The sequence below is a fragment of the Rhizobium aouanii genome (genome assembly GCF_037002925.1).
GTDB classification, from domain to species: domain Bacteria; phylum Pseudomonadota; class Alphaproteobacteria; order Rhizobiales; family Rhizobiaceae; genus Rhizobium; species Rhizobium aouanii.
The window spans coordinates 231,944-244,311 of the sequence record NZ_JBAMYD010000007.1 but is presented as its reverse complement, the minus strand read 5'-3'; the positions used below and the strand labels follow the sequence as shown (position 1 = coordinate 244,311).

At 61.1% G+C, this 12,368-nt stretch carries 14 protein-coding genes and 1 tRNA gene; 8 read left to right on the top strand and 7 right to left on the bottom strand.

Features of this window, described 5'->3' with window-relative positions; all coding sequences use genetic code 11:
• Positions 1-46: 46 nt before the first annotated feature.
• On the bottom strand, positions 47-730 hold the full coding sequence (locus V8P77_RS14845; RefSeq protein ID WP_335913130.1) for a winged helix-turn-helix transcriptional regulator: 684 nt from the start codon (positions 728-730) through the stop codon (positions 47-49).
• Positions 731-1,064: 334 nt separating this feature from the next.
• Here V8P77_RS14845 and V8P77_RS14840 point away from each other — a divergent pair, with 334 nt between their 5' ends.
• From V8P77_RS14840 to V8P77_RS14825, 4 genes are all read left to right on the top strand, one after another.
• Positions 1,065-2,009 carry a Bug family tripartite tricarboxylate transporter substrate binding protein gene (locus V8P77_RS14840; protein ID WP_026158883.1) on the top strand — a complete coding sequence of 315 codons (945 nt, stop codon included), beginning with the start codon at positions 1,065-1,067 and terminating at the stop codon, positions 2,007-2,009.
• On the top strand, positions 2,006-2,497 hold the full coding sequence (locus V8P77_RS14835) for a tripartite tricarboxylate transporter TctB family protein (protein ID WP_017962097.1): 492 nt from the start codon (positions 2,006-2,008) through the stop codon (positions 2,495-2,497). Before V8P77_RS14840 ends, V8P77_RS14835 begins: the two co-directional genes overlap by 4 nt.
• Positions 2,498-2,585: 88 nt before the next feature.
• Positions 2,586-4,103, top strand: coding sequence for a tripartite tricarboxylate transporter permease (locus V8P77_RS14830; RefSeq protein ID WP_027667767.1), 1,518 nt, complete (start codon positions 2,586-2,588; stop codon positions 4,101-4,103).
• A 261-nt stretch (positions 4,104-4,364) separates the two neighbouring features.
• Entirely contained in the window at positions 4,365-4,535 is a 171-nt protein-coding gene (locus V8P77_RS14825) for a hypothetical protein (RefSeq protein WP_003542890.1), read from the top strand.
• 99 nt (positions 4,536-4,634) lie between these two features.
• Here V8P77_RS14825 and V8P77_RS14820 read toward each other — a convergent pair whose 3' ends face one another.
• Complete coding sequence (locus tag V8P77_RS14820; protein WP_335913129.1) at positions 4,635-5,726, bottom strand: DUF475 domain-containing protein; 1,092 nt, start codon at positions 5,724-5,726, stop codon at positions 4,635-4,637.
• A gap of 353 nt (positions 5,727-6,079) precedes the next feature.
• Between V8P77_RS14820 and V8P77_RS14815 the strand changes: the two genes are divergently transcribed.
• Together V8P77_RS14815 and V8P77_RS14810 are read left to right on the top strand one after the other, a co-directional pair.
• Complete coding sequence (locus V8P77_RS14815; RefSeq protein WP_017962093.1) at positions 6,080-6,310, top strand: hypothetical protein; 231 nt, start codon at positions 6,080-6,082, stop codon at positions 6,308-6,310.
• A gap of 57 nt (positions 6,311-6,367) precedes the next feature.
• Positions 6,368-6,556 carry a hypothetical protein gene (locus V8P77_RS14810; protein WP_335913128.1) on the top strand — a complete coding sequence of 63 codons (189 nt, stop codon included), beginning with the start codon at positions 6,368-6,370 and terminating at the stop codon, positions 6,554-6,556.
• A gap of 56 nt (positions 6,557-6,612) precedes the next feature.
• On the opposite strand, the gene V8P77_RS14805 is transcribed toward V8P77_RS14810, so the two are convergent.
• Positions 6,613-7,125 carry an MgtC/SapB family protein gene (locus tag V8P77_RS14805; protein WP_168289668.1) on the bottom strand — a complete coding sequence of 171 codons (513 nt, stop codon included), beginning with the start codon at positions 7,123-7,125 and terminating at the stop codon, positions 6,613-6,615.
• A 232-nt stretch (positions 7,126-7,357) separates the two neighbouring features.
• On the opposite strand from V8P77_RS14805, the gene V8P77_RS14800 reads away from it, so the two are divergent.
• Positions 7,358-8,071: a hypothetical protein gene (locus tag V8P77_RS14800; protein ID WP_335913127.1), complete on the top strand. Its 714-nt coding sequence runs from the start codon at positions 7,358-7,360 to the stop codon at positions 8,069-8,071.
• 6 nt (positions 8,072-8,077) lie between these two features.
• On the opposite strand, the gene V8P77_RS14795 is transcribed toward V8P77_RS14800, so the two are convergent.
• The 4 genes from V8P77_RS14795 to cpdR1 form a co-directional block, all read right to left on the bottom strand.
• Positions 8,078-8,572: a hypothetical protein gene (locus V8P77_RS14795; protein WP_172643807.1), complete on the bottom strand. Its 495-nt coding sequence runs from the start codon at positions 8,570-8,572 to the stop codon at positions 8,078-8,080.
• A gap of 439 nt (positions 8,573-9,011) precedes the next feature.
• Entirely contained in the window at positions 9,012-10,055 is a 1,044-nt protein-coding gene (locus tag V8P77_RS14790) for a porin (RefSeq protein WP_335913126.1), read from the bottom strand.
• Between the two features lie 659 nt (positions 10,056-10,714).
• Positions 10,715-10,789: transfer RNA gene (locus tag V8P77_RS14785), tRNA-Val, on the bottom strand.
• 84 nt (positions 10,790-10,873) lie between these two features.
• Complete coding sequence (gene cpdR1 / locus V8P77_RS14780; RefSeq protein ID WP_003542883.1) at positions 10,874-11,236, bottom strand: response regulator CpdR1; 363 nt, start codon at positions 11,234-11,236, stop codon at positions 10,874-10,876.
• A 187-nt stretch (positions 11,237-11,423) separates the two neighbouring features.
• On the opposite strand from cpdR1, the gene V8P77_RS14775 reads away from it, so the two are divergent.
• Complete coding sequence (locus V8P77_RS14775) at positions 11,424-12,305, top strand: N-formylglutamate amidohydrolase (protein WP_335913125.1); 882 nt, start codon at positions 11,424-11,426, stop codon at positions 12,303-12,305.
• Positions 12,306-12,368: the final 63 nt, after the last annotated feature.

The following is a 12,368-nucleotide window of genomic DNA, read 5'->3' as shown; positions in this document are numbered from 1 at the left end:
GCAATCCCGATACAGAATATGGACTGGCAGGCGCAACCATGGCGCCTCAGGCGATCGCGTAGGAACTCCTGACCATCCAGTTTTCCATGCTGGCGGCGAGGGTCGTGTCGCCGATCAGGGAAATCTTGTCATGGGCGATTTCGGTTTCCAGGCTCGACAGGCCGATCCATGCCGATGTCATGGCCTTGAGCTCCGCCGTCACGAAAAGGTCTACGTCATAGCCGGGATCACTGAGACACAGGTCGACCGGCATACCGGGTTTTGCCAGCAGCCAGTAATTTCTCTCGTCTCTCGGCAGTTCGGGGTAGCTGAACCTGATGACGCTGCGCCTGCGGGAAGGAAGGGCGCTCGCATCGATCTTGCGGCGCATGTTCCACATCAATATGCGGGCATCGAGCTTTTCCAGCGTGACGTCGGCGTCGACGTTCCTATGCGCCCATTTTCCAAGCGCGTGGACGATCGGCTCCAGCTCCTTGGCCATCTCGGTCGTTCTATAGACTATATCGCCCGTCGCATCGTTTTGCGACCGGACAATCAGTCCGTTCGCTTCCATTTCCCTCAGACGCTTAACCATCAGGGTCGGCGACATTCCCGGCACGCCCCGGCGGATCTCATTGAAGCGGGTTGAACCGGACCACATCTCGCAGAGAATGAGCAGCGTCCATCGCGGCTCAAGCAGCTCGCACGCTTTGGAAACCGGACAAAAATGGTTGTAACCGCCATGCGCCATTGGATTGCCCTCCGGCATAGAATATCCGGCAAATAAAAACGGACGTCCAGTGTAGATAATGTACTTGCCATGCGGCAGGAGAAAGCGGATCTCAGCCGCCGTCCGCCAATTACGGCAAAAAAGTGTCTTCTCCTTCTGGATATCTCGCCGATGTCAGCTAAATGACAGGTTGTTGTGGTCGCTTTGGCTACTTCTTCTCCGTGGAGGCGGAGAGCTGAAGCCTTGGGAGGTATTCCGCTCGTCATTCAGGACGCTTGCGTCCGCTGGCCGGCCATTCCTCCCGATTCCCAGAGAACAACAGGCGGTTTGCTCAGCCGCCGACGGAGGACACATCGTGAAGCATACGTTCATCGCAACCCTTCTTGCAGCGACCATCGCGCTGCCGGCCTATGCGGCCGATTACACCATCATCGCGCCCGCCGCTCCCGGCGGCGGCTGGGACCAGACGGCTCGTTCGCTGCAGACCGCGCTGCAGCAGGAGAAGATCTCGGGCAACGTGCAGGTCCAGAACGTCCCGGGCGCCGGCGGCACCATCGGCCTTGCGCAGTTCAGCAGCCAGGCTGCCGGCAACCCGAATTCGCTGATCGTCGGTGGCTATGTCATGGTCGGCGCGATCCTCACCAACAAGTCGCCGGTCACGCTCAAGGATGTCACGCCGATCGCCCGCCTGACCGGCGAATATGAGGCCGTCGTCGTTCCCGCTGCATCCGAGATCAAGACCATGGCCGATCTTGTTGCGGCGCTGAAGAAGGATCCGGGTTCGGTTTCCTGGGGTGGCGGTTCGGCCGGCGGCACCGACCATATCACCGTCGGCCTGATCGCCAAGGCCTCCGGTGTCGATCCGACCAAGATCAACTATGTCGCCTTCTCCGGCGGCGGTGAAGCGCTCGCCGCAATTCTCGGCGGCCAGGTCACGGCCGGCGTCTCGAGCTATAGCGAGTTCGAATCGCAGGTGAAGTCAGGCACGCTCCGCCTTCTCGCCGTCTCCAGCGAAAAGCGTATCGACGGCGTCGATGCCCCGACGCTGAAGGAAGCCGGCACCGACGTCACCATCCAGAACTGGCGCATGGTCGCCGCTGCCCCCGGCCTGTCGGCAGAACAGGTGGCAAGCGTCACCGCCGATTTCGAGAAGCTGCACAGCTCCGCCACCTGGCAGGAAACGCTGAAGACCAAGGGCTGGGCCGACACCTATCTGTCCGGCGATGCCTTCAAGGCGCAGCTCGAAAAGGATATCTCGGCCACTGAGAGCATTCTCAAAGACATCGGACTTGTTCAATGAGCGAGGATAACACCTCCTCGGCAACCGAACGCCGCCCTGATTGGGCGGCGTTCATCATTGCCGTTTTCCTCTTCGTCGTCGCCGGCGTGATGGCCTGGGATGCCTTGCATCTGAAAACGATCGCGCAATACGATCGCATCGGTCCGGCGACAGCGCCTCAAATGGTGGCATTTGGCCTCTTCTGTCTCGGGATCTGGACCGCCTTCGAAGCCTGGCGCGGCGATTTTCCGGAGCGTGACCGGCAGGAAGTCGCACCCGTCATCTGGATCGTCGCCGGTCTTGCCGGCCAGATGCTGCTCCTGCGCGTGGCCGGCTTCTCGATCGCAACCGGCATCCTCTTCGCGCTGACGGCACGCGGCTTCGGCAAACGCAAGCTCTGGATCTCGCTGCCGCTTGGTATCGTCTTCAGCTTCGTCGTCTGGGCGATCTTCTCGCAGCTGCTGCAGCTGACGCTGCCGGCCGGGCCGCTGGAACATCTGTTCTTCTGACCGCGCGGGACGCGCTGTCAGCTCTTTTGATTTTGCGCGGCGCCCGGTTGCGAAACGCACGGCCGGGAATGCCGCTTGGGACACCAAGATGAGCACATTCGAATTTCTATGGCAGGGTATCCTGGTTGCGATGCAGCCGATGAACCTGGTTTATGCGCTGGTCGGCGTGACGCTTGGCACCGCCGTCGGCGTGCTTCCCGGCATCGGCCCGGCACTCACCGTGGCGCTGCTGTTGCCCGTCACCTACAAGCTCGATCCCGGCGGCTCGCTGATCATGTTCGCCGGCATCTATTACGGCGGCATGTATGGCGGTTCGACGACCTCGATCCTGCTCAACACGCCGGGTGAAAGCGCTTCGATCGTCACCGCGCTCGAGGGCAACAAGATGGCGCGCGCCGGGCGCGGCGGGCCGGCGCTGGCGACAGCAGCGATCGGCTCCTTCGTCGCCGGCCTGATCGCCACGCTCGGGCTCGCCTTCATCGCTCCCTATATCGTCAAGCTGGCGCTGGTCTTCGGGCCGCGCGAATATTTCGCGCTGATGGTGCTCGCCTTCGTCACCGTCTCCTCGGCCTTCGGCGATTCGGCATTGAGGGGTCTGACCTCGCTGTTCATCGGCTTTGCGCTCGCCATGGTCGGCATCGACCAGCAGACGGGGCAGGCCAGGCTTACCTTCGGCATTCCCGACCTGCTCGACGGCGTCGAGGTAACGACGCTTGCCGTGGCGATGTTTGCGATCGGCGAGACGCTTTATATCGCCGCGCAGGGCAACCGGATCGCGGAGAAGGTCGAGGCGGTCAAGGGTTCGCTCTGGATGAATGCGCAGGACTGGTCACGTTCGTGGAAGCCGTGGCTGCGCGGCACGCTGATCGGTTTCCCGATCGGCGCAATGCCGGCGGGCGGCGCCGAAATCGGTACCTTCCTCTCCTATGCCACCGAAAAGCGGCTGGCGAAAAACCCGGAAGAGTTCGGCCATGGCGCGATCGAAGGTGTCGCCGGCCCTGAAGCGGCGAACAATGCATCGGCCGCCGGCACACTGGTGCCGCTTCTGACGCTCGGCCTGCCGACGACGGCGACGGCGGCGATCATGCTTGCCGGCTTCCAGCAATACGGGCTGCAGCCGGGGCCGCTGCTGTTTGCCACCAATCCGCAGCTCGTCTGGGGGCTGATCGCTAGCCTGCTCATCGCCAATGCGATGCTCTTGGTGCTGAACCTGCCGATGATCGGGCTCTGGGTGCGGCTGCTGACCGTTCCGAAGCCGTGGCTCTATGCCGGCATCCTGCTGTTTGCGACGCTCGGGACGATCGGCGCCAATCCGTCGGTGTTCGAGCTCGGCATGCTGCTCGCCTTCGGCCTGCTCGGCTATGTGATGCGGCTCTTCGGCTATCCGATCGCGCCTGCCGTCGTCGGCCTGATCCTCGGGCCGCTTGCCGAACAGCAGCTGCGCCGGGCGCTGGCGATCAGCCAGGGCGATGTGACGACGCTGGTGATGTCGCCGATCGCAGCAGGCCTGCTCATCGTTGCAGCCGCCGCCTTCCTCATCCCGCTGATCCTGCGGCTGCGCGGCAGGGGCCAGGTGCTCTCGCAACTGGCGGCAAACGAAGACTAGCGCATCGGCCCGAAAATCGGAATCGATTTTCGGAAAGCACGATGTGCAGATTTCAAAGTGTTAGAGCGTCCTTTGCGCGTCCGTAAGGACGCACGGCGCTCTAAGAAGAAAAAGACCACCCACCCCTGCCTCGAGGTCGGCCATGGAGACATGCGCCGGCCTCCTGTTTTTGCATGGCTGAGGTGATTTTCTGAGCATTGTGGAGGTCTGTGCGCGATGCCATCTATGAGTAGTCAATCATAGAGCAAGAGGAAAAGGACAATGTCCGCACTTCGCAATTCAGTCCGTACTGGCTTCTTTGGCCGCGCATTCGCCGTCCTTGGTGCCGCAAACGCCGTCAGCGCTGCTGTCGAAGCCGGTCGCCGCCCGCGCGCTAACGACCTCACCACACTCGGTATCGACCCGGCCTCCTTCGGTCAGGTCTCCCGCTAAGACCTTCAAGTCATGCATGAATGAATTAGCCCGCAACCGGATGGTCGCGGGCTTTATTTTTAGCTGCAAGGGTGGCGCGCACCGCGGCTTCTTGCATCCTCAGGCGTGAAGTTCCTCCTGCCGGGCGCCATGATCCTCCACCCTTTCGCGCCTGTTGTGGCGGATGGACGACCAGAGGGACAGGCCGATCAAGGCTGCGCCGCCGAGCCCGGTGATGACCTCGGGGATGTGGACCAGGGTCTGCGCATACATGATCACCGAGAGGATCAGGATGGCGTAGAAGGCGCCATGCTCGAGATAGCGGTATTCGGCAAGCGTTCCCTTCTCCACCAGCATGATCGTCATCGAGCGCACGTACATGGCGCCGATGCCGAGACCGATCGCGATGACGAAGAGGTTCTGCGTCAAGGCGAAGGCGCCGATGACGCCGTCGAAGGAGAAGCTGGCATCCAGCACCTCCAGATAGATGAAGGCGCCGAGGCCGCCCTTGGCGGCAGCACTCATCGTCTGCTGCGACGCATCGAGCAGCTCACCGACAACCTCGACCGCGAGGAAGGTGAGCAGGCCGTAGATGGCGCAATGGACGAAGACACTGGCTTCCTCGCCACCGATCAACCAGGAGAACACAAGCATCAGTGCCAGCACGAAGGCGATCTCGATGCCCCTGATGGTCGCCGAGCGCGCCATCACCTTTTCCAGACCGCGAAGCCAATGGATTTTCTTCTCGTGGTCGAAGAAATAGCTGAGGCCGACCATCATCAGGAAGGTGCCGCCGAAGGCTGCGATCGGCAGATGCGCATCGTTCATGATGCGGGCATATTCCTCGGGTTCGCGTGCGGCAAGCACCAGAGCATCCCAGGGGCCGATCCGCGCCGCGATAGCGACGATTGCCAGCGGGAAGACGATGCGCATGCCGAAGACGGCGATGATGATGCCCCAGGTGAGGAAGCGCTGCTGCCAGACCGGCGTCATCTCCTTCAGCTTGTTGGCGTTGACGATGGCATTATCGAAGGAGAGCGAGATCTCCAGCACCGCAAGCACCGTGCAGATGAAGAAGACGGTCGCCATGCCGCCGATCGTACCGGTCGTCTGCCAGCCGAGCACCGCGCCGAGAACGAGGCCGAGAGCAGTGACGATGAAAGCCCAGCGGAAATAGCTGAGCGAAGAGTTATGGGTCACGGGTCGGTTCATGGCCGCACCTCGCGGCCGCAAATCGTGTTGAAGAGGGTCGATATATTGGAAAAACGCGGCACGCCACAACGGGCACGCGGGTCAGGCATGGTGAGCTTGTTCATCGATGAAAAATCCGCCGGCTAAGCTGCAGGCGGTACCGACATCACGAGAGCGCCGTAAAAACTCTCGCCAGAGGGGCCCGGCACCAAAGTTCCCCGTCAGCCGATGTCTGGAAGGCTGCGGGATAGGCTCTAGGTAATGAACTTCGCGGGCCAGTCAAGGCCGGTCGTCACACCGGGATTGGGTGATTTTTTTTGGAACCATCCCGACGCCCGCCCGTTAGGCTCTGGTTGAGCTTAAAAAGGAGGCCGATGATGCACACTTCGACCCATCTTCCCGACAAACGCACGGAGGCGTCCGACCGCATGAAGCGGGCGAAGCCGAACCGCATGCAGAAGGCGCAGGTGCTGCCGCCGCATCATGTCGACCTGACACTGACGCCCGGCATCTACCACGACATTCACGTGCCGGCCCATGTTACCGGCGCCGATCTTTCCAAGGGAGGCCCCGACATCAAGGGCAATGCAGGGACCAAGAAATAACGGGTATTCCGGAAGCCTCCGGCGCGAACGGTAGATTTGAAACAGGGTGAGAAACATATGACGATCAACTTTGTGCCCCGCGAGATCTTCATCCGGCACGAAAATGAATGGCAGGCCGTACGCGAGGCGGCGGACGAGCGCATCAATATCGGCAAACGCCAGAAGCCGCTCTCCGTCGGCGGCACGGCATCGGTTGGGAAAAGCGATCTTTCGGCCACACGGGCTGAACGACCAACAGCCGAATGACCAACTGAAGCGCACGTGACACGAGCGCCCGGCGTGATGCCGGGCGCTTTGTTTTTCTATTTGTGTTCATCGCGATCGACACGCTGTCCGGAATTATAGCCGAACCATTGTTCGAGTTTACCGAAGGCGAAGAGCACGCAGATGGCAGCGAGCGTCGTGAAGAAGGCGATCGGCCAATAGCCGAAGCCCATGGCGAGGCCGATCGCGCCGGAGAGCCACATGCCGGCGCCCGTCGTCAGCCCGTGCACCCGACCTCTTGCAAAGACGATCATGCCGGCGGCAAGGAAGGCAACGCCGGCGGTGACGGCTTCGATGACGCGCAGCGGATCGATGCGCACCTGATCGTCATCGGTAAAACCCGGCATGTGCACTGCCTCGATCGAGATGATGGCGAAGAGGGCAGCGGCAAGACTGATCAGAATATGGGTGCGGAAGCCTGCCGGGCGGTCGCGGGCCTCACGCTCGAAGCCGATCAGCCCGCCGAAGACGATAGCGCCGAGGAGGCGGGCGAAGATGACGGGATAGTGGATACGCGACGCCGGTATTATGTCGGCGATAATGAGATCCATGGATTTTTCCCCAGAGCAGATGAAATTTTTCGCTGGCTAACGTCTGAGCCCGGAATTTGTTCAGCTTTTTTCCCTCGTGCGTTTCGATGGGCCCGTTGGTCTCTCCGGTGCGCACCGGCGCGTTCATGTCATTGGAGGGAAAGTTCGGCGAACCAGGCATCATCCTGTCGCCGCGCCAACCTTTCGGAAAGGATTGGGCAGCGATAATCCCGACCTCACGGGAATCGGACAGATGGCCAAGACAGCGACACGCGGCCGCCGCAAGGCGCCGGCGAGAGGAAAGAGCAAAGCGCGCAGCAGCGGCGGCGGATTGCTGCCCTGGGCGGTGATCGGCATTGCCGCAATCGGCGGCATCGTCGCCCACGACCATTGGAAGAGCATCCAGCCGATGCTTGCAAGGCAATCGCCGCCGATCACACGGGACACGGCGGAGCCGAGGCCTGTCGTCAAGAAGGACACGCCCCCGAAGCAGGTGGCGCTTGCCGCACCCACGCCGAAAGTCCCAGTACCGCAGTCGCTGCCGCCGGCCGCGATCCCGACGCCGATGATCCAGCCGATAAAGGCAGTGCCGTCGCCGGCCTCCGCTGCCGTTTCGGAAGCCAGGACAGTCGCCTTCGGCTATTGCGGGCAGGGCGCCCATATCAATTGCGTCGGCGACGGTGGCGTCTTCTGGTACAAGGGCGAGAAGATCGTGATTGCCGACATGGCAAGCCCGGCGGTCGACCGGGCGCGCTGTGACGGCGAGCGCCGGGTGGCCTTTGCCGCCAAGTCGCGGCTGCTGGCGCTTCTGAACGCCGGGCCTTTCACCATGAATGCGGCGGGTAAGGCCGAGTCCTCCGCCGCGCCGCGCGTCGTCTCGCGCGACGGGCGCTCTTTCGGGGCTCAGTTGATCAATGAGGGGCTGGCACGCAAGCCGGGGGCTGCCGGCAGTGCCTGGTGCGCCTGAGGGCGGCTACTTCCCCTTCTTCACCAGCTTGCCGCCGGTACGGAAGCTGCCGGTGAAGGAGGAGTCCTTGCTTTCGGCGGTGCATTCGATCGCGATCGGCTTGCCGGCATAGGGATTGCCGAAGGTGCAGAAGCCGGCAACCTTGACCTCTCCGGTCATCTTGTTGCCGACACCCGTGGTGACGAGGCTGAGCGGCAGGCGGGCATTGCCGTTGGAGGCAGGCTTGATGCCGCTGCCGTCGCCCTGGAAGCCCAGTGCCTTGCCGTCCGAGGTGAAGATGAAGGTCACCACGCCATTGGCCAGCGTGACACTGGCAAGCTCGTTCTTGCAGCCCTTGGTGGCGTCGAACTTGGCGACGACCAGCTTGGCGCATTTGCCGGAAAGCGTAATGACGCCGGGCGCACCAGGAAAGGTCTCGGCGGGTGCGGCCGGCGCGGCAGAGGCCGGCAAGGCGAGGACGGCGGAAAAAAGGGCGGCAGCGGCAAGCGCGGATAACTTCATTTCGATCTCAAACCCCATGTCGCGGCGAGGCGAATCATTACCTCACCCTCGGTTCGCCATGGCATGGCTCTGTGTCCGAATTTGGCGCCGTTATTGCTGAGGTGAAAAAATTTTGTCGGCCGCGGGGCTCGCTCGACGATCGGCGGCAGATCAGTAAAAAGCTGGTTGCGCTTGCTGGTTACAAGATCCGGCAACGACATAGGCTGCCGGACATCGGCAACGAACCGATGTGACACGACAGTGGCAAGGCACTCATCGAGGTGTCGTCTTGGACGCACGTCTGGTCAAGGGGAATAGGCCCAGGCAGGGAAGTCCAGGCCCATTCTTTCCCGATCGGAGGTCAGTCAGATCAGGAATTTGTAGCTACCGGTCCAGAGCATGATGCCGAAAAGTGTGAACGGTTTTCGGATGACATCCTGTTCTAGCCGGCAGCCTTTTATCAGAACGCGCGCTGCAGGCGGAAGAAGCCCGAGGTAACGTCGCTAGCATTGTCCGGATCGAGATACTGAACCGAAATCTTGGTGGAGAGGTTGTCGACGATCTGGTAATCAACCGTCAGACCGACCTTCCAGGCATCCACGTCGTCGTTGAACTCGCCAGCAGTGATGCCGTAGTTGTTGTAGTACTGAACAGCCGGGGTGATCTTCAGCTTGTCAGTCGCCTTGATGGCGTATTCAGCAGCGATCGCCCATTCAGCCTTGTTGTAATAGGCGTTCGGGTTGCTGGCGTAGACAACTGCGAGGCCGAGCGTACCCGGACCGACAGCAACCGTACCCATAGCGCGGACGGCGCCTTCTTCGTTGTCGGTGTCGTAACCAGCCGTGATCTGATAGCTGAAGATGCCAGCCTTGCCGCCGAGACCGACTGCAACGCCGACGTTGTTGGCGGTTTCGCCGTTGTAGAACGGGCTGTCTTCCAGCTCGTCAACGCTGATGCCAGCGTAGAAAGCGTCGGTTTCGTACTGATAACGGATGGAGTTGTGCAGCGTGACCGGAGAACCGATATCGTCCGTTTCGCCGGAGAGACCATCGTCCCACCAGGAGTAGAACAGACCAGCGCGGAAGCCGGCGATGTCGATGTAAGCGGAGTCGAGGATGGCCTTCTGAGCCGAAGCGTTGTCAGCATTGAACTGCATGACGATGACGCCGGTCAGCGGACCATATTCGGTGTCGCTCTTGGCCGTAAACTGAACCTGGCCGCGAGTACGGGCATCCCAGTCCGAGTCGTTGGCGACAGAACCGCCGCCGCTGGCGCCGATCGAGCTGGCGTTCGGAGCAACGTCAACCTGGAAACGGACGTAGCCGTTGATCTTGAGGCAGGTTTCGGTGCCCGGGATGTAGAAGTAACCGGTGCCGTAAGCGTCGCAGACGCGAACATATTCAACCGGTTCCGGCTCGGCAGCAACGATAGCGTCGGCAGCCTGAGCGCCGGATACTACTGCAAGTGCAGCAGCGGAGCCGAGAAGAAGGCTCTTGATGTTCATGGAATAACCTCCAGTTCAGATGCAGAAGGATGAAGACCGTTGCCATCGGCAGTCCCTACGTATCTTCAACCCGTGTGAGCGAAGCGGCGCCTTTTGACCCGGTGCCTGCCTCGCCGCGGTAGTTACACAGCGGCATGTTGCGTCGCAATAACGATGTCGATCGTGACAGCAGGGCGGGGCAGCTATGTTGCTGAAATAACACGCATTTTGTCACAAACTCGTCATCTGTCCGTCACAAAACCGGCAGCTCTGGATGCTTGACCAACGAGGGGCTGAAACTTGAATACGCTAATGCAAGTGACGAGCGCGTGAGCATGTTCTCATATGCGATCGCGCCGTCGCTGCAATGCGCGCGAGCCGACCGCAATCCGTTAGCGACGACGATGTGGCAAGCAGATCTGGAGCTTTGGTGCTGCCCGGAACGGGCTTCGGACGCTCGACGCAATTTTACGGCAAGGATATAGTTGCATTAGGGATGGAAGCGGGACGCAGGGATGCATCCAAAATGTTGTTTCACCGAAAATCGGCATTTCGGGTACTTCTTCAATAAGCAAAACGGCCTTGCCGCACGGACTATGAGGACGGCGCAACTCGGAAATTTAAAAAGCAAACGGCCTGTCGATTTTTCGAAAGGCCGTTTGCTTTTTAGCGAATTAGGATGGTGGGCGTGACAGGGATTGAACCTGTGACCCCTACGATGTCAACGTAGTGCTCTCCCGCTGAGCTACACGCCCATCCGATGGCGGCGCATAGATCACAAAACCTTCGGAGCCGTCAATAGGCTTTTTTCAGTTTTGTGACGCGCCGCCCGGCAAGCCTTATGCGGCAAGCATCTTGTTGACCTCGTCGACCAGATCGCGCAGGTGGAAAGGCTTGGAAAGGACCTTGGCATCCTTCGGCGCCTTCGAATCAGGGTTCAGCGCCACGGCGGCAAAACCGGTGATGAACATCACCTTCAGGTCGGGGTCGAGTTCGGTGGCGCGGCGCGCCAGCTCGATGCCGTCCATCTCGGGCATGACGATATCGGTCAGCAGCAGGGAAAACGGCTCCTCGCGCAGCCGGTCGTAGGCGCTGGCGCCATTGTCGTAGGAAAGGACCTTGTAGCCGGCCTTTTCGAGCGCTTTCACCAGGAAGCGGCGCATGTCGTTGTCATCTTCGGCGAGAAGTATCTTCTGAGTCATCAATCCAGACCGCGATCCATAGGTTTTTGGTGGGCTGCCAGCCGTTTACACTAGTCTCGCCCCGGTAAACAACCGGTGAATTGCCTGTGCGTGACCGCCATCCCTTCTACATAGTATGGACTTGCGGGCGGGCAACTGGCAACATACGCGAAGCAGTCAGTTCATGACATGGTAAAGAGGGCCGAAAGTGCCGGAAATACGCGAATACGAGCTTTTTGAGGTCCATGAGCCCGTGTCGCAGACCATTCCCTTCGTCTACAACTCCCCCCATAGCGGCCGCATTTATCCACCGGAATTTATCGCTCAGTCCAGGCTGGAAGGCATCGCCATCCGCCGTTCCGAGGATCATTACGTCGACGAGCTCTTCGGCTCGGCGGTCGCACTCGGCGCGCCGCTTCTGGCGGCCAACTTCCCGCGCGCCTATCTCGACGTCAATCGCGAACCCTACGAACTCGATCCGCGGATGTTCGACGGGTTGCTGCCGCCCTATGCCAACGTCAATTCGCTGAGAGTTGCCGGCGGGCTCGGCACCATTCCGCGCATCGTCGCCGAGAATATGGAGATCTATGCCCGGCGCTTGCCGGTGCAGGAGGGGCTGGACCGCGTCGAAGCGGTCTACAAGCCCTATCATGCGGCGCTCCGCCGGCTGATCGCGCGAACGCATGTGCAATTCGGCTTCGGCGTGCTGATCGACTGCCACTCGATGCCCGGCAATGTGCGCGTCGCCGGCAGCACTGCGCGGCCCGATTTCATCATCGGCGATCGCTACGGCACCAGCGCTTCGGCCGAACTTTCGCGCGCGGCGATCGCCATCCTCGAGGAGATGGGTTTTGCGGCGCTCCGCAACAAGCCCTATGCCGGCGGCTTCATCACCGAACACTACGGCCGGCCTTCGCGCGGACTGCACGCGCTGCAGATCGAGGTGAACCGGGCGATCTATGTCGATGAGCTGACGCTGGAGAAACGCGAGGATTTCGCCGCGGTGGCCGATGCCGTCACGGACTTCATGCAGCAGATGGCGGACTATGTCGAGAAATTCGCCGGCGAGCGGGCGCTGGCCGCCGAATAGATCCGTTTTCGATTTTGCTGACGTGTGGCCTTCCCGGCCAAAAAAAACCGCGCTTGTGAGCGC